Origin of the sequence: Kaistella sp. (genome assembly GCF_032060305.1) — a bacterium.
GTDB classification, from domain to species: Bacteria; Bacteroidota; Bacteroidia; order Flavobacteriales; family Weeksellaceae; genus Kaistella; species Kaistella yananensis.
The window spans coordinates 1-18,106 of sequence record NZ_DAMBHK010000050.1 but is presented as its reverse complement, the minus strand read 5'-3'; the positions used below and the strand labels follow the sequence as shown (position 1 = coordinate 18,106).

Below are 18,106 nucleotides of genomic sequence, written 5' to 3'. Positions count from 1 at the left end.
CTTTCATTGCAATCTGAAATCCACTACCAAGATCCGAAAACTGCTCGATCGCTTCAAGTCTTTTTCTTGCATCCGAAGTCATCATATCGAACGGCGGCGTGATGAGATAACAGAAAGCTTTCCTGTTGCTTCGGCCAACTCTACCGCGCATCTGGTGCAAATCTGCCATCCCGAAACGCTGCGCATCATTAATGAAAATGGTGTTTGCATTCGGAACGTCCACCCCACTTTCTACAATCGTTGTGGAAACCAGCACATCGTATTTTCCTTCCATAAAATCCAGAACATTGCGTTCAAGCTGCTTTCCTTCCATCTGTCCGTGACCGGTTATTACTTTTGCATCCGGAACCAACCTTTGAATAAGCCCTGCAATATCTTTAAGATTTTCGATTCTGTTGTTAATGAAATACACCTGACCGTCACGCTGAATTTCGTAAGATACAGCATCCCGAATCACTTCCTCGCTGAAACCGATAATACTCGTTTCAACTGGCTGACGGTTTGGCGGCGGGGTTTTAATAACGGATAAATCTCGCGCGGCCATCAAAGAAAACTGTAAGGTCCTCGGAATTGGTGTGGCCGTTAAAGTAAGCGTATCGATATTATTTTTAAGGGTTTTGAGTTTATCTTTTACCGAAACTCCAAACTTATGTTCTTCATCGATGATTAAAAGTCCTAAATCTTTAAATTTTACTGAACTCCCCACCAACTGATGCGTCCCTATTACAATATCGATTTTGCCTTCTTCAAGACCTTTCAGCGTTTCAGATTTCTGTTTGGCGGTGCGGAAACGGTTCATGTAAGAAATATTTACCGGAAAATCCTTCAGCCTTTCTTTAAAACTGCGGTAATGCTGAAATGCCAAAATCGTGGTTGGGACCAAAACAGCGACCTGCTTCCCATCGGTTGCGGCCTTAAAAGCCGCCCTGATTGCTATTTCGGTTTTCCCGAAACCTACATCACCACAAACCAAACGGTCCATCACCGTATCGTTTTCCATATCTTTTTTCACATCCAGCGTGGCCTTTTCCTGATCGGGGGTATCTTCGTAGATAAAACTCGCTTCCAGCTCGTTCTGGAGATAAGAATCGGGAGTAAAAGCAAAACCTTTCGCTGTTTTCCGTTGTGCGTAAAGTCTTATCAGGTCGAAAGCAATCTGTTTTACCTTGGCTTTTGTTTTCTGTTTTAAAGATTTCCAGGCAGGTGAACCCAGTTTGCTTAAAACAATTTCGCGACCTTCAGGGCCATTATATTTTGAAATTTTATGTAGGGAATGAATCGAAACATAAAGTAAATCTCCGTTTTTATAAACCAATTTGAAACATTCCTGAACTTTCCCGTTGTTGTTCACTTTCACCAAACCCATGAATTTCCCTATTCCATGGTCGATATGCGTGATGTAATCGCCCACTTTCATCTGCATTAAATCCTTCAGGGTCAACTGTTCAGATTTGGCAAACGTGTTTTTTGCTTTGAATCTTTGGTAACGGTCAAAAATCTGGTGATCCGTATAGACCGAAATTTTATGATCGAAATCTACAAAACCTTCATGAAGTTCAGATTTGAAAGATTTAAAGGGAATTTCCTGCTGTTCGGAACTGAAACTTCCCAGTTCTTCAAAGATTGACTCAAGCCTTTCTTTTTGCTTTTCGGTGGAGAAAGAAATCCAGATATCATAATCAGAATCCCGTTTTTCAACCAAATCTTCAATAAGAAGTTCAAAGTTTTTATGAAAAGTCGGTTGCGGCGTTTGGTTGAGCTGAACCGAAAAATCATCCGTAATCTTTAGATTTTCCAAGGTAAAATCTACGGTTCTGAATTTTTGATAATCCTTCAGCAAATCCTCATCATTCACAAATAGTTCTGCCGGCGTTCTGTGTTTGATTTCCGTGTTCAGCGCTGCAAATTTTTCTTCTGCCTTGGCATAGAAATCCCGGTTTTTCTTCAGACCTAAAAACGCATTCTTAGAAACCACAAAACTGTCTTTCGGCAAAAGTTCAAAAAGAGAAACTTTCGTTCCGGAGACCGCGAAATTCATGTTTGAAACCAACTGAAATTCGTTCACTTTTCCGTTGGTGAGCTGCGTTTCGATGTTAAATGTTTTGATGCTTTCAATCTCATTTCCGAAAAAAGAAATGCGGTAAGGCTCTTCGTTTGAATAGGAAAATACATCTACAATTCCGCCGCGAACAGAGAATTCGCCTGGCTCGGAAACGAAATCTGTCAGGTTAAAATTGAACTGCTGCAAAAGTTCTTCAGTAAAATCAAAATCCAGACTTTCACCTACTTTAATCTGATGAGAAATCGCCTTAAAATCTTCCTTTTTCAGGACTTTTTCCGACAAAGCCGAGAAACCTGCGACGATAACTTTAGGCTTTTTCGCTGAATTCAGCTTGTTGAGCACTTCGGTTCTTAAAACCAGGTTTGCGTTCTGGGTTTTCTCGATCTGGTAAGGCTCCAGATGCGTTGCGGGAAAATAAAGTACGTTTTCTTTACCCAGAAGATCTTCCATTTCCGATGTTATATACAGCGCTTCTTCTTTATCTTCAATGATAAAAAGAATCGTTTTTTTCTGTGTAAGAAAAAGCTCCGCCGCGAAAACTGAGGGCGACGAACCCGCAAACCCTTTCACGGAGATATGTTGGTGAGTTTCTATATTTTTAAAAATTTCTTTCCCAAATTCGTTTCGCAACATATCGGGAAGAAAGGTTTCGTGTATGGCTTTTAACTGCATTCTTTAATTAAAATTTAAACCGTTTCGTAAAAAACAAACGGCGAAAACGATTCCGGGAAAATTCCGAAACCGTTCTGAGGACACAAATTTAAGGTATATTTCTGAAAATCTAACCATTACACTTTTATAGAAAAGTTAATTTTTAAACCCATAAAATATCATTTCTGCAGCGTTTAACCACAACAATGCTAATAAAAGTTAAAAGAAAACGATTATGAATCGCTGGCATAATGTTTGAAAACCTGAAAAACATTAACATTAAAAATATTATTATGAAATTATCAGTTCAGAACAAAAACAAAAGTTCACGTTTCAGAAATTCGTTCAGGTTGGTAGGCCTGTTTGTTTTATTATTTTCTTTAATTTCACTCAGCTCTTGCAGCCGTGATGATGATCCTGCAGACAATGATTTTTTTGCAGGAACCTACAACGGAAGCATTTCATATAACGATGGCACCACATCTATTTCAAAAGACAACGGAAGTGTTTTTGTAACCAAAATCGCGAGTGGCACAAAGTACAATTTCAGATTTTCTGACGGAATTCCAGATCTTAATGGTGTTGAATTTGAAAAAACCGGTGACAATACCCTGGTAATGGTGGGATCTTCTGCAACATCTTATATCAGAATCGATAACAAAGACCTTAAAATTTTATATACCGCTAATGGAAAAACCTGGACAGCCAATGCGGTAAGGTAAACTAAACTTCATATAAAACCGAAACTGCCTCAAGATAATTGAGGCAGTTTTTGTATTTTCACAAAAAATATACTGATGAAAATTTATTTGAAACCAAGCGCACTAATACTTTTCATCGCCTTACTTTTGCTGAGCTGCAGAAGCGATTCGCAGGACAACCCACGCGCTTATGTGGAAGGAAAAGTGATTTCGGCGACTGTTGATTACAATAAATTTCTCCTTAAAATCAGCAGCGAAAGCACCATTGTTGCAGAAACCATGTTGGCATCGGACGGAAACTTTAAACTTTCGGGACCGATAGGAAAAAATGGATTCGACATTGTTTCTACCGAAAAAATTAAAACCTTCAGCACTGATAAAACCGGCCTTCAAATTTCCACCGACGGATTTAAAATCCGCGTTCCGGCGGGAATTACTTACATTAAGTTTAACGAAATTGTATTGGAGAAATGAGAATATTTATTGTTTTAATGTTACTGGTTTCAACTACCGCATATTCACAGAAAAAAAGGAAAGGGCTGGATGTGGTTTCCAATATTGATGTGAAGGTTCTGGCGATGAAACCTTTGGGAAATAATTCCCTTGCGAAAGACCTTCAGCCATTTTATGGATTCGGATTTGGCGGAAATCTGATGACGCCGATTAATTTTGGAGTCGGCCTCGATTACAGCGAACTTTTTTCGAACGTGAAATATGGCTCCCAAAATCTGTATGGCAATTTAGGCTCACCCAGAATGACGGTGTTTGATGTCTTTCTAACGCACCGCGAAAACATTTCGGAAGATTTTATGGTGGAGGAAATGGCAGGTTTCAGTTATTACCGTTACACGAACCTTTATCTGGACAAAAGCGAAAAACTGAAAGATCATGCAATGGGTTTTAATCTGGGCGGAAAAGCGATTTATACTTTAGACGGACCTCAGCAGGTTTTTGCGGCCTTAAAGGCAAATTTCTATTATGGAAATGTTTACAATGAAAATCCGCAGATTCAGAAATACTACAGCCGTTCCACATTTCTGAGCCTGAGCATAGGTTACCGCTATAATTTCTAGCTTCAAAAAACCACGATATGATACAACGATTTATTTTTTCTGCTGTTTTGCCCATCACATTTCTGATGTCACCGAATGGCTGCCAACCCGAATATGTGAGTAATTCCAGAATTTACGCTGAAGGAAAGATCTCACCAAACATGGCAAACATTCCCGTAAAACTATATGCGGAGGATATTTTGATCTCCGAAACCCACACCGATGCTTCGGGGAACTTCAAGCTTGGCGGCCCTGGAACTACGAAAGAAAAGACCTTGTTTCTAAATCGGAAAATTATTTCATTCAGTCCCAGTGATCCGGAATGCAGACTTGATTACGATTCTTTATCCATCATTCTTCCGGCAAAAAACATTGCTTTTAAATTTCAACAAATAATGCTCGAACCATGAAGAGGTTTTTATTTATTTTCATCCTGTTTTCCGGAATATGTTTGTCTCAGGAAACCGACAAATTTGCGTTCGAACTCAAAGGAAATACATTAACCGGAATGGGCAGTAATTTTATTGCAGAGGGCACCAACACTTTTACCGGATTCGGTGTGGGATTTACAGGAACTTTTTTAAAAAATATCGGTTTGGGAATCGAATTCAATAAAAGTTATTCCGAAGTATCTGATGTTTCCGTTTTCGGCGATCTGCACAGTCCGCAGTTTACCACTTTCGATTATTACGCGCTTTACCGATACCAAGCCAATAACAGATTAAGTTTTGAAGGAAACATCGGCGGCGGCTACGCAAAGCTGAAAAGTTATTCAAATTACAGAACAAAAAATTTTTCAGAAAGTGGGAACGCTTTTTTGGTGGGCGCGAAAGCAATGTACGGCCTCACGAAAAACAACAACCTTCAGCTTGTTGCGGGGCCAAGATTCTATTTCCTAAGCACTTTTACCGAAATGAATGATCCCAAAATTGAAAAATACTACTCCAAATCCACATTGCTAAATTTATCTTTAGGTTTAAGAATTTGTTTCTAAAAACATCTAAATTTGCGGTATGCTGAATTTCATTAAGAAAAAAATTGCTTTAATCTGGGCAAAAAAACACGTTAAACAAACCGAAACCTTTAAGCAGAACGCTGTTGAAGATCAGGAAAAACTCCTGATTTCTCTGGTAAAAACTGCCGAAAAAACTTTGTTTGGCAGGGAACATCAGTTTGAAAACATAAAAACCGTTGCCGATTTCCGGAAAAATGTGGGGATTGCAGACTATGAGGATTTGAAACCTTATATCGAAAAAGTAAAAAAAGGCCAGCGAAATATTCTCTGGACCGAAACTCCCCTATATTTTGCGAAAACTTCAGGAACAACTTCCGGCTCAAAATACATCCCAATTTCAAAAGAAGGAATGCCTTACCAAATTGCGGCAGCGCAAAGCGCGATTTTTCATTATATCAATCAAAAAAATAATTCGGATTTCGTTTCCGGAAAAATGATTTTCCTTCAGGGAAGTCCGGAATTAGAAGAAATCAACGGAATCCAGACCGGCCGCCTCTCCGGAATTGTGGCCCATCACATCCCGAATTACCTTCAGAAAAACCGTTTGCCAAGCCTTAAAACCAACCTTATCGAAGACTGGGAAACCAAAGTGGATGAAATTGTGAAGGAAACCGAAAAAGAAAACATGACCTTAATTTCGGGCATCCCGCCATGGCTGATTATGTATTTTGAAAAACTGATCGAGCGCAACGGCAAAAAAATCACTGAACTTTTCCCAAATCTACAGCTCATTATCACCGGAGGAGTAAATTACGAACCATACCGCGAAAAAATGAAGGAGCTTCTGGGCAAAGAAGTTGATACCATACAGACTTTTCCGGCGAGCGAAGGATTTTTTGCTTTCCAGGATGATTATCAGCACGAAGGATTGCTGCTTCTTACCAATCACGGCATTTTTTATGAATTTGTTCCGCTGGAAGCATACGGGAAACCGGACGCAAAAAGGCTTACTTTAAAGGACGTTGAACTTCATAAAGATTACGCTTTAATTTTAACAACGAATTCGGGGCTTTGGGCGTATTCCATTGGCGACGTCGTTCGTTTTATTTCTAAAAACCCTTACAGAATCGTAGTTTCTGGAAGAACCAAACATTTCACCTCAGCATTTGGTGAACATGTTATCGCTTTTGAAGTGGAGGAAGCGATGAAGGCTACGGTGGAGAAATTTGCGGCACAAATCACCGAATTTCATCTTGCACCACAGGTAAATCCTACAGAAGGCCTGCCTTATCACGAATGGTTTATTGAGTTTGAAAAAGAACCTGAAAATATAGAAGATTTCCGAAAAAACCTTGATGATGAGATGCGCAAGCGCAACACTTATTACGACGATTTAATCTCAGGAAACATTCTGAAACCATTAATTATCAGCAAATTAAAAAGAAATGCATTTCAGGATTACGCAAAATCCGAAGGAAAACTTGGTGGCCAAAATAAGATCCCGAGGCTCGCAAACGACCGGAAAATTGGGGATTTCTTAAGTAAATTCAGGATTTAATTTTCTGTTAAAATTCATTACCATTTTAGCCTTTACATTTAACCGCAAACCAGACCGTGATTAGCTATTAATCCTGTGCTTTAACATTCATCTGTTTGCGTAGATAAAAAGCAATGTTCTGTCTTACAGCAACATGCTAAAACGAGATAAAAAAGCCTTCTGATTTAACATAATTTTTTATATATTCACCGACTCAATTATAAAATTATAAAATGAAAAAACTTTACTTGGCAGCTGCAACATTTTTGTCCCTTTCACTATCTAACGCCCAAAGCCTTACGGCTGTTTCATCCAGTCAAAATATTTTACAAAATGTAAAAAAACCAGTTTCGGTTTTATACGAACAGGTTGCTACAGGAGGAAGCGGTATTGTTTCCGATGTTTTATCAAATGGCAACTTTGTTATGGCTGCAGACGATTTCATATTAAGCGGTGATGCTGGTGTAAAGACATTTTCTTTCCTTGGTTTTCAAAATGCAGGTACGGTTACCACCCTTAACCGGGGACTTTTAATGTACATTTATGCCGACAACGCAGGGAAACCCGCCGGTATTCCTGGAGATGCAAATCCTTATATCGCAAAAATTGATCTTACTGAAGCTTCTACCGCATTTACCATAACAACACCGGCAACCGGTTACTTTGCTTATAACATTGATGTTGTGGAAGCGTTAGGTTCTGCCCTTCAACTCACTGCCAACACCAAATATTGGGTAGCTTTTGCACCGAAACTTAATCTTACCGATTATATAAGTTCCCAAAGATGGAACTGGTCGGTAGGGGCAGTTAATTCTGAATTTGCGAAACTTGTGGATCCGGCAAACGCATTTGGAGCAGGAGCTACAAACTGGACAAACATCAGTGCGCTTACCTCTGATGCCTTATTTAACGGATTAGCGTTCTCTATAGAAGGCGACAACAATCTAGGAACTACCGAATCTTACAGCACTGTTAGAGATATTATAGTTACCCAGGCAGCCGATGAACTTTATATTTTCACCAAAAAGGAAAAACTAAAATCAGCAGTAATCTATTCTGCGGATGGAAGAATTGTTTTAAAGGGCAGCAATGATAAAATGAATATTGCAAATCTTTCAAAGGGAATTTATATTGTAAATGTAACCACGACAAACGGAAAAACATTAAGCACCAAATTCATTAAAAAATAAAAAACTTAGGCAAAAAGTTAATCCGGGCATTGTGTCCGGATTTTTTTTTGAGATTTCAGATATTTTTATAAAATAATTTTTAATAAACCGCTTGATTAATTAGTTACTCACTACCTTCAGCCCTACCACAGACGCAATTAAAGTGAACACAAAAAACATGCGCCAGAAGTTTACAGGTTCATTAAAAATAAAAATCCCCATAAAAACCGCGCCCACCGCACCAATCCCTGTCCAGACGGCATAAGCTGTTCCCACCGGAATTGGGTTCGCTCCAAATGAAATGGCTTTATAAAGCAAAAACATGCTGATAAAAAGCGAAACAATAAACCCGGCCCACCAAAAATAACTTTCTTTTCCTGTAGTTTCCTGGGCTTTCCCAAGACATAAGGCAAATCCGGTTTCAAACAGTCCGCCGATAATGAGTATAATCCAGTTCATGCGCCAAAGATAAATTTTTAATTTTTTATCGAAAAAAATCATACGTATCATAAAGAATTCGTTATCAAAAATTACTTTTGCACCATGATTTCACTCACTCCCATTAAGACTTTACAAATTCCCGAATTCCGGAATTTAATGACCGGCCGTTTTTTTCTTGTTCTGTCTTTCAGAATGTTAGCCACTTTGATGGGTTGGTGGATTTATCAGTTGACCAAAGATCCTTTTGCTATCGGGTTAATTGGTCTTTCGGAAGTGATCCCGGCAGTTTCTACCGCACTTTACGCTGGACATGTCATCGATAATTCCGAAAAGAAAAAACTCCTTCTCATCTGCAATTACGTTTATGTAATCCTGATAAGTCTGTTGATTATTCCGGCATTTTTTGGAAATCAGCTCCTGCATTTCAGCAACAAAGAAATCTCGTATTTTATTTACATGGTGATTTTTTTCACAGGATTTTGCCGCGCATTTTTGGGGCCGATTATTCCTTCTATGATCCCGAAAATTGTTTCAAAAGAAACCTTGCCAAATGCCATTACCATTAACCAGGGCACATTTCTCACCGCATCGGTTGCAGGTCACGCAATAGGCGGATTTCTTATCCACTGGATTGATATTTCGGGGACGATTTTGGTGGTTTTAGGCTTGATGATTTTCTCATCGATGTTCTTTTGGATGCTGAAAAAACATCCTTCTGAAAATACCGCAAGAGAAATTGGCGTCGTACAGAGCATGCGCGAAGGAATCGCCTACATTTATAAAACTAAAGAAATTCTGGGCGCACTTTGTCTTGACATGTTTGCTGTGCTTTTTGGCGGCGCAGTCGCAATGATTCCTGTTTTTGCGACCGATATCCTTAAAGTTGGTTCTGAAGGTTTCGGTTTGTTAAATGCCGCTTCCGATATCGGGGCCATGTGCATTATTGCGTTTCTCGCCTTTGTGCCGCTAAAGAGAAATCAGGGAAAAATTCTACTGGTCGCTGTGGCAGGATTTGGTCTGTGTATTATTGGTTTTGGCCTCTCAAAACTTTACTGGCTTTCTTTCTTCCTGTTGGTCTGCAGCGGGATGTTAGACGGGATTTCGGTTGTCATCCGCGGAACCATTGTACAGCTGAAAACTCCCGATCATTTACGCGGGAGGGTTTTAAGTGTAAATTCTATTTTCATCATGTCGAGCAACGAAATGGGACAGTTTGAAAGCGGTCTTGCAGCAAAACTTTTAGGCGTTGTACGTTCGGTGGTTTTCGGCGGAAGTATGACTTTACTGATCGCTTTACTTGTAGGCGCCACCGTTCCTAAACTCCGCAAAATGAATTATTAAACCTTAAAAAAGTTATCCAAATTTATCCACACCACCGAAAACTCCTGCTAAAGTTGATGAGCGCGTGGTTTGTGAATTTTTACCATTTCTTCTACACAATCCGGCTTCCGAAATAATTAAAATTCTATCTTTGTCCCATGACACAGAAGGATACATTATCGTCACTCATCCACGGTAATTTTGCAAAAGAACTATCAATTTCCGACGGCAAAATGCCGCCCAATGCAGTAGAATTTGAAAGACTTGTTATCGGAACTTTTCTTATCGACAAGAAAGGCCTTGATTATTCCATTGATTTGCTCACTCCGGAAGTTTTTTACGATCCAAGGCATCAGGAAATCTTCCGCGCAATCCTCAAACTGTTTGAAGGAAACCATCCGGTGGATTTGATGACTGTAATTCAGGAACTCAAAAAAACCGAAAAACTGGGTTTTGCCGGTGGCGACCATTATATTATCGATTTAACGATGGGCGTTTCATCCAGCGCGCATATCGAATATCACGTTCGTGTAATTCTCGAGAAATTTATCTTAAGAAGTCTGATTAATGTTTCCGCCAACGTAATCGACAGTTCATACAAAGAATCAACCGATGTTTTCGAACTGCTCGATAAAGCAGAACAGTCTTTCTTCGAAATCACCAACGGAACCATTAAAAAAGGTTTCGACACTGCAAATACTTTGGTAAAACAGGCCATTGACACCATTAAAGCGCTGAAAGACAAAGAAGGAATCTCGGGAATTCCATCGGGTTTCAGAGATATCGACAAAGAAACCGGAGGTTGGCAGAATTCAGACTTAATTATCATTGCAGCACGTCCGGCGATGGGTAAAACTGCATTCCTGCTTTCCATGGCAAGAAACATCGCAGTAGGGCAGAAAATTCCTATGGCGCTGTTCTCTCTGGAGATGGCATCGGTACAGTTAATTACCAGGATGATTGCCTCAGAAACCGGAATTTCATCAGAAAAATTAAGAAAAGGACAGATGAGCGATGAAGAATGGCAAAGGCTGTTCTCCAACGTATCAGAACTCGAAAATGCACCTTTATATATCGACGAAACACCGTCACTTTCAGTGTTCGATTTCCGGGCAAAATGCAGGCGACTCGTAATGCAGCACGGAGTGAAAATCATCATGGTCGATTATCTTCAGCTGATGACTGCAAATTCAGGCAAAGGCGGCGCTGGAAACCGTGAGCAGGAAATTGCAACCATTTCAAGATCCTTAAAAGCCATCGCAAAAGAACTGAACGTTCCTGTAATCGCACTTTCGCAGCTCTCCAGAAGTGTGGAAACCCGTCCCGGAAAGAGACCGATGCTTTCTGACCTTCGGGAATCCGGAGCGATTGAGCAGGATGCGGATATTGTTTCCTTCATCTTCCGCCCGGAATATTATAAAATCACCACGTGGGATAACGATGAAGACGGAGGCGAATCTTCCACAGAAAACCAGGCAGAACTCATCATCGCAAAACACCGTAACGGTGCAACTGCGGATGTAAGAATGTCTTTTTACAAAAATATCGCAAAATTCGCCGACCTCGACCTCTTCGGAAGCGGATACGGTTATCAGCCTTCAAATTTCGGGCAGCAGGATGAACCTACCGGTTTTGAAAAAATAAAAGCGACCATCGATCCAGGCGCAGCGTTCGACTTACCAAATAACCAAAATCTTTCAGGTTCTTCTATGAATGATTTGGATGATGATGACGATTTCGATTTTTAAATATGAGCCTGAGAATCGAAATTTTTACAGACGGTGCCTGCAGCGGCAATCCGGGGAAAGGCGGCTACGGTATCGTAATGAAAGTTCCGGAAAAAAACTACGAAAAGCGATTTTCAAAAGGCTTCCGCCTCACGACAAATAACCGAATGGAACTGCTTGCCGTAATTGTCGCTTTGGAGAAACTTAAATCCACAGAAAACGACATTCATATCTATACCGACAGCAAATATGTGGCTGATGCCATTAACCAGAAATGGATTTTTGGATGGATTAAAAAAGGTTTTAAAAATGTAAAAAATCCCGATCTTTGGAAACGCATTGTGCCGCTACTCAAAGCGCATAAAATCACTTTTCACTGGATAAAAGGCCACGCCGGACATCCCGAAAACGAAATCTGCGACAAACTCGCCGTGAAAGCCGCTCAATCGGACCAGCTCGAAACTGATACCTATTTTGAGAGCCAACAGAACGGCGGACTTTTTTAAATTTGAATTCCGCTCGCGCGGATTAACTTTCCAACAAGTTACGCTTCCGTTTTCCTACTTTTCCTATCTTTGTTTAATGGATTACTTAGAGGCACTTCAAAAAAGATATTCAGTAAAAAAGTTCGATCCTTCGAAAGAGGTTTCATCACAGATTCTTCAGAATATTCTGCAGGCAGGCAAACTTTCATCAAGTTCACTGGGCCTGCAGCCTTACAAAATTCTTGTAGTAGAAAGTAAAGAAATGCTTGAAAAACTCTTTCGCGCATTTCACAATGCATCCCAGATTTCTTCCTGTTCAAAATTAATCGTAATCGTTTCTAAAAAAACAGTAGACAGAAGTTATATTGACGGATATTTCCGACATATTTCTGAGGTACGTGAAATCCCGGTTGAAAACCTCAGCCCATTCCGCAGAAATATTGAAAGCTATACTGAAAGTAATGTGGATGTACAGGCCTGGGCCGATAAACAGTCGTATATTGTATTGGGAAGTTTAATTTTTGCCGCAGCGATGGAAGAAGTTGATTCTTGTCCGATGGAAGGTTTCAAAAAAGATTTAATTGAAGAAATCCTGGGTCTGGATACCGAAAAAGAAAGTGTGGCAGTAACGTTGGCTCTGGGTTACCGGTCAGAAGACGATGATTTTCAGCGGTTGAAAAAAGTCCGCAAACCCGACGAAAAATTATTTAAATTTATTTAAAAACCTATGATTAAAGCAGATGTACTCGTCATTGGTTCCGGTATTTCGGGGCTTTCTTACGCGATAAAAGTTTCAGAAAAAATGCCCGAAGCCAAAATCACCATCGTCACCAAAGCCGATGAAGACGAAAGCAATACCAAATATGCGCAGGGCGGATTAGCTGTTGTCACCGATTTCGATAACGATAATTTCCAGAAACATATTGACGATACCATGCGTGCCGGCGACGGCGAAAATAAACAGGATGTGGTAGAAATGGTCATCAAAGAAGGACCGGCGAGATTTCAGGAGCTGGTGGATTGGGGAACGCGTTTCGATATGGAAAAAGATGGCGATTTCAAACTGGGCCGTGAAGGCGGTCATACCGAAAACCGCATCGTTCATCACAAAGATATAACCGGTGCAGAAATCGAGCGCGCCTTGCTGGAAACAGTAAAGCGGTCGAAAAACATCGAAATGCTGGCACATCATTATGTGGTAGATTTAATCACTCAGCATCATGTCCCCGGAAAAGAACTTAATACCGACGATATTTCCTGCTATGGTGCCTATATTCTGGATGAAAAGAATAAAAAAATCAAGAAAATTACCGCCAAAATTACACTTGTTGCGACAGGCGGCGCCGGACATGTTTACAAAAACACTACAAATCCTGTAATCGCAACAGGCGACGGAATTGCGTTTGTTCACAGGGCGCGTGGCAGGGTTTCGAATATGCAGTATTACCAGTTTCATCCTACCGCATTATATTCAAAAAGAGACGGAATGCTTTTTCTGATTTCTGAGGCTGTACGTGGTGACGGCGCAAAACTCAGAACCAAAGATGGCGAAAAATTCATGCAGAAATATGATGAACGCGAAGAACTGGCCTCCCGCGACATTGTCGCCAGAGCGATTGATAATGAGTTAAAAATTTCGGGCGACGATTATGTAGGGTTAGACTGCCGCGAAATGGATCAGCAAAAATTCAGAGAACATTTTCCGAATATCTATCAGAAGTGCATTCAAGAAGGGATTGATCCGTTTAAACAACTCATTCCCGTCGTCCCGGCCTGCCATTATCTGATGGGTGGAATCGACATCGATATGGACGGTCAAAGTTCAATCAATAATTTATTTGCTGTGGGCGAATGCACCAATTCCGGCCTTCATGGCGCCAACAGACTCGCATCCAACTCATTACTCGAAGGCGTGGTTTTCGGTCATAATGCCGCATTAAAAACTGTAGAATTACTGAGGATTAATGAATTTAATTTTGATGATTTAAAAGCTGTACCCGAGTGGAATGAAGAAGGAATGAAGATGATGGACGAAATGGTGCTGGTTTCTTATCTCCGTCGCCAGCTTCAAGAAATGATGAGCGATCTTGTAAGTATCGTACGCAGCAACGAACGTCTTGAACTTGCCCGCAAAAAACAGCGCGAAATCTATGAAGCCGTTACGGAACTTTATAATTATTCAATCATGTCGCCCCAGCTTTCGGAACTAAGAAATCTGGTGAATATCTCTTACCTCATCATCAAACATTCGCTTGCCATGAAAGAGAACAAAGGTGCATTTTATAATAAAGACCTGGTATAAACTGGTAAAAATCTGGCAAAAGCCTCAAAAAATAAAATATGAAAAGACCTGCATACGTAACCGATAAAGCCTTAAAACAATTCATAAAATCAGCTCTCGAAGAAGACATTCACGATGGCGACCACTCTACCCTCTCTACAATTCCCGAAAATCTTGAACAGAAAGCAAAACTTTTGGTAAAAGAAGACTGTATTCTGGCAGGTGTGGAATTGGCGGAAATTATCTTCAAACAGTTCGACAAAAACCTGAAAGTTGAAGTAATGATAAAGGATGGTGCATCTGCAAAAGCCGGCGACATCGCATTTTACGTAACCGGAAGTGCACGCTCAATTCTTTCAACGGAAAGATTAGTTTTAAACTGTATGCAACGCATGAGCGGAATTGCTACTCTTACCCACGACTGGGATTCGAGATTACTAGGGACTAAAACCAAACTCTTAGACACACGTAAAACTACTCCCAATTTCCGTATTTGCGAAAAATGGGCAGTTGCAATTGGTGGCGGAACCAACCATCGATATGGGCTTTACGACATGATTATGCTTAAAGACAACCACATCGACTATAACGGAAGTATTACCAATGCCGTAAAAATGGCAAAAGACTATCTAAAAGCCAACAAAAAGAAGCTTAAGATCGAAGTTGAAACCAGAAACTTACAGGAAGTTGAGGAAGCTCTAAAATCCGGTGTTGACCGTATTATGCTCGACAATATGGGAGTTGATGACATGAAGAAAGCAGTAAAACTCATTAACGGAAAATGCGAAACTGAAGCGTCGGGCGGAATCACCCGCGAGATGTTGAAAGAAGTTGCGGCGACTGGGGTAGATTTTATTTCTGCAGGCGCACTTACGCATTCGGCAGAAAACATGGATTTAAGCCTAAAAGCAGTGAAATAAGCGATATTATTTTCTGCATAATTTGTAATTTTTATCATTTTTTATTAAAAGATTTATTGTTCATAAATTTTTGATTAAAGCAAAATAACGATAACAACCTATTGTATAGTAATAATTTACGTGATTACAAAACGCAATGTCAAAATTTAACAATTTGTTAATCAATGTTAAATTTATTTGTCATATTTTTGCGCCATCAAAGAAAATTTATAATCTAATCTATAATCAAAAAAATGAATTTCAAACCTTTGAAAAAATCGATGCTTACGGTAGTACTTACACTATCTACAGCAAGTGTTTATTATGCACAATCTGCGAAAGACACTGTGAGCAGAGAAAAAGACATTGAGCAGGTTGTTTTAACGGGTGTTGCAGACATCGCAAAGGACAGAAAAACTCCGGTTGCTGTTTCTACAATCAAAGAAGCTCAAATTGTTGAAAGACTAGGAAACCAAGAATTCCCTGAAATTCTTAACGCTACACCTTCTGTATATGCTACTAAAGGCGGTGGTGGTTTTGGTGATTCCAGAATTAACGTACGAGGTTTTGATCAGAGAAACACTGCGGTAATGATCAATGGGGTTCCTGTTAACGATATGGAAAACGGAGCTGTTTATTGGTCTAACTGGGCTGGTCTTTCTGATGTAACTTCTGCAATGCAAGTACAAAGAGGTCTTGGATCTTCAAAATTAGCAATTGCATCTGTTGGTGGAACAATTAACGTTTTGACAAGAGCTGCAGACAAGAAAAGACAAGGAAACGTAACTGTTGGTGTAGGAAACGATGGCTATCACAAGGCTTTATTTTCTTACAACACAGGGAAATCAGACAAAGGATGGTCTTCATCTTTCTTAATGAGTAGAACTGCAGGATCAATGTATGCTGACGGAACTGAATTCGAAGGGTATAATTACTATTTCGCTTTAGGTTTCAATCCTAATGCTAAACATGATTTACAATTTACCATTACTGGTGCACCACAATGGCACAACCAAAGATCTTTTCAATCTAAAATCTCCGATCATATTAAATATGGTGGTACTGAAGACGAACCAAACAGAAGATATAACCAAAACTGGGGATATTTAAATGGTGAAGAATATTCTATGACAAGAAATTATTACCATAAACCAGTAATGTCTTTGAACTGGGATTGGAATATTAATGACGCTACTAAATTAAACTCAGTTGTTTACGCTTCATTTGGTAGAGGTGGTGGTACTGGTGATGCTGGAGGTATTGACAACAAATCTTACACCGCACTTCCTAGAACCGCAGACGGATTAATACGTTTTGATGACATCGTAAAATGGAACCAAGGAGGCGCTGTTGCTGACTTTGGTGCAGTTGATGCTAATCCATTCGAAGCAGATGGTAATAGAAGAAATGGACTTATCAGAAGAGCTTCAATCAATTCTCACAACTGGTATGGTATTATCTCTAGCTTAAATCATAAATTCAGCGAAAATATTAATGCTACTGTTGGTGTTGATGCTCGAAGATACGATGGTATGCACTACAGAATCGTAAGCGATTTACTAGGGAATAGAGGTTATACAGATAATTCTAACGTCAACAATAAACCAAATCGCATTACCAATACATTCGATGCATCTGCAAGCTGGAATCCTTTCGGAGGTAAAACCAACGATATTAAAGATCAAATGGCTTACAGCAACGATGGAATTGTAAACTGGATCGGTGGTTTCGGGCAGGTAGAATATACCAACGATGCATTATCAGCATTTGTTCAAGGATCAGTTTCCAACCAAGGCTTCCAGAGAATCGACTATATGTTGTTTACTCCAGCTGAGCAGGAAAGCGAAAAAGTTGATTTAGTTGGATTCAACGTTAAAGGTGGTGCAAACTACAATATTAACGAAAACCATAACGTATTTGTAAACGCTGGATACTATGAAAGACAACCTTTCTTCGGAGCTGTTTTCTTAAACAACAGAAATGATGTAAACCCTGGTTTAACTAATGAGAAAATTACTTCATACGAAGTAGGTTACGGTTTCAGATCAGCAATTTTCAATGCTAACTTAAACCTTTATTCAACTTCTTGGGATGATATCTACAGAAGAGTTACTTCAAGAGTAAACAACGTAAACTACGTTGCGAATATGCTTGGAATTGAAGAAGTTCACAGAGGAATCGAATTGGATTTCAATGTAAAACCAGCACAATTTGTTACTGTTAACGGTATGCTTTCCATCGGAGACTGGTTCTACAAAGGAAACCCTACAGCAACATTTATTGACGATAATACTAATGCAGTTGTAGGTACTCAAACCCTATATCTTGATGGTGTGAAAGTAGGTGATGCAGCACAATTTACTGCAGCATTAGGAGCAGACTTCAAAGTTACCGACTGGTTTAATTTTGATGCTCAATACAGACATGCAAGTAACTTGTATTCTGCTTTTGAACCACAAAACAGGACTACAAACGACGGCGCACAAGCTATTAAATTACCTGATTATGGTCTATTTGATCTTGGAACAAGTTTTATGTGGAAAAAATCTCTTAAATTAAGAGTGAATGTAAACAACTTATTAGATAAAACTTACATCGCTGAATCGAGAACCAACATTGCAGCAGATGCTAATAGTGCTAATAACTGGAATGGTGTTAACAAAAATAACGAAGTTTATTTCGGTTTCGGAAGAACTTGGAATGCGTCTGTTAGTTATACTTTCTAAGAAATTAAATCTTATAATATTTCAAATCCCGGCTATTCGTCGGGATTTTTTTATATTTGCAGTTAACTTATAAAAAAATATTTATGGATTTCAACATCAT

The 18,106-nt window shown here is 39.6% G+C and carries 16 protein-coding genes; 14 read left to right on the top strand and 2 right to left on the bottom strand.

Going from position 1 to position 18,106, the window contains the following annotated elements; genetic code table 11:
- On the bottom strand, window positions 1-2,734 hold a 2,734-nt coding region (locus tag V5N63_RS08125), incomplete at its 3' end, for a transcription-repair coupling factor (protein ID WP_332033544.1).
- A gap of 272 nt (window positions 2,735-3,006) precedes the next feature.
- Here V5N63_RS08125 and V5N63_RS08120 point away from each other — a divergent pair.
- The 7 genes from V5N63_RS08120 to V5N63_RS08090 all read left to right on the top strand — a co-directional run bounded on the left by V5N63_RS08120 (window position 3,007) and on the right by V5N63_RS08090 (window position 8,148).
- Window positions 3,007-3,435 carry a hypothetical protein gene (locus V5N63_RS08120; RefSeq protein ID WP_332033543.1) on the top strand — a complete coding sequence of 143 codons (429 nt, stop codon included), beginning with the start codon at window positions 3,007-3,009 and terminating at the stop codon, window positions 3,433-3,435.
- A 75-nt stretch (window positions 3,436-3,510) separates the two neighbouring features.
- Entirely contained in the window at window positions 3,511-3,888 is a 378-nt protein-coding gene (locus V5N63_RS08115; RefSeq protein ID WP_332033542.1) for a hypothetical protein, read from the top strand.
- Entirely contained in the window at window positions 3,885-4,487 is a 603-nt protein-coding gene (locus V5N63_RS08110) for a hypothetical protein (RefSeq protein WP_332033541.1), read from the top strand. The genes V5N63_RS08115 and V5N63_RS08110 overlap by 4 nt, the downstream gene beginning before the upstream one ends.
- A gap of 17 nt (window positions 4,488-4,504) precedes the next feature.
- Window positions 4,505-4,876 carry a hypothetical protein gene (locus V5N63_RS08105; protein WP_332033540.1) on the top strand — a complete coding sequence of 124 codons (372 nt, stop codon included), beginning with the start codon at window positions 4,505-4,507 and terminating at the stop codon, window positions 4,874-4,876.
- A complete protein-coding gene (locus V5N63_RS08100) occupies window positions 4,873-5,460 on the top strand; it encodes an outer membrane beta-barrel protein (RefSeq protein WP_332033539.1) in 588 nt (195 codons plus the stop codon). The genes V5N63_RS08105 and V5N63_RS08100 overlap by 4 nt, the downstream gene beginning before the upstream one ends.
- A 19-nt stretch (window positions 5,461-5,479) precedes the next feature.
- Window positions 5,480-6,979, top strand: a complete 1,500-nt coding sequence (locus V5N63_RS08095; RefSeq protein ID WP_332033538.1) for a GH3 auxin-responsive promoter family protein — start codon at window positions 5,480-5,482, stop codon at window positions 6,977-6,979.
- A gap of 212 nt (window positions 6,980-7,191) precedes the next feature.
- Window positions 7,192-8,148 carry a T9SS type A sorting domain-containing protein gene (locus tag V5N63_RS08090; protein ID WP_332033537.1) on the top strand — a complete coding sequence of 319 codons (957 nt, stop codon included), beginning with the start codon at window positions 7,192-7,194 and terminating at the stop codon, window positions 8,146-8,148.
- A gap of 99 nt (window positions 8,149-8,247) precedes the next feature.
- Here the strand turns inward: V5N63_RS08090 and V5N63_RS08085 are convergent, their stop codons facing one another.
- Entirely contained in the window at window positions 8,248-8,586 is a 339-nt protein-coding gene (locus V5N63_RS08085) for a DMT family transporter (RefSeq protein ID WP_332018476.1), read from the bottom strand.
- 84 nt (window positions 8,587-8,670) lie between these two features.
- Here V5N63_RS08085 and V5N63_RS08080 point away from each other — a divergent pair, with 84 nt between their 5' ends.
- From V5N63_RS08080 to V5N63_RS08050, 7 genes are all read left to right on the top strand, one after another.
- The gene (locus V5N63_RS08080; RefSeq protein WP_332029218.1) at window positions 8,671-9,909 is read left to right on the top strand and encodes an MFS transporter; all 1,239 of its coding nucleotides are present in this window, start codon (window positions 8,671-8,673) and stop codon (window positions 9,907-9,909) included.
- Window positions 9,910-10,046: 137 nt separating this feature from the next.
- A complete protein-coding gene (dnaB, locus tag V5N63_RS08075) occupies window positions 10,047-11,636 on the top strand; it encodes a replicative DNA helicase (RefSeq protein WP_332033536.1) in 1,590 nt (529 codons plus the stop codon).
- Between the two features lie 8 nt (window positions 11,637-11,644).
- Window positions 11,645-12,121, top strand: coding sequence for a ribonuclease HI (gene rnhA, locus V5N63_RS08070; RefSeq protein WP_332033545.1), 477 nt, complete (start codon window positions 11,645-11,647; stop codon window positions 12,119-12,121).
- A 76-nt stretch (window positions 12,122-12,197) separates the two neighbouring features.
- Window positions 12,198-12,821, top strand: a complete 624-nt coding sequence (locus tag V5N63_RS08065) for an NAD(P)H-dependent oxidoreductase (protein ID WP_332033535.1) — start codon at window positions 12,198-12,200, stop codon at window positions 12,819-12,821.
- 6 nt (window positions 12,822-12,827) lie between these two features.
- Window positions 12,828-14,402 carry an L-aspartate oxidase gene (gene nadB, locus V5N63_RS08060; protein ID WP_332033534.1) on the top strand — a complete coding sequence of 525 codons (1,575 nt, stop codon included), beginning with the start codon at window positions 12,828-12,830 and terminating at the stop codon, window positions 14,400-14,402.
- A gap of 38 nt (window positions 14,403-14,440) precedes the next feature.
- The gene (nadC, locus tag V5N63_RS08055) at window positions 14,441-15,301 is read left to right on the top strand and encodes a carboxylating nicotinate-nucleotide diphosphorylase (RefSeq protein ID WP_332033533.1); all 861 of its coding nucleotides are present in this window, start codon (window positions 14,441-14,443) and stop codon (window positions 15,299-15,301) included.
- A 233-nt stretch (window positions 15,302-15,534) separates the two neighbouring features.
- Complete coding sequence (locus V5N63_RS08050) at window positions 15,535-18,006, top strand: TonB-dependent receptor (protein ID WP_332033532.1); 2,472 nt, start codon at window positions 15,535-15,537, stop codon at window positions 18,004-18,006.
- Window positions 18,007-18,106 lie beyond the last annotated feature (100 nt).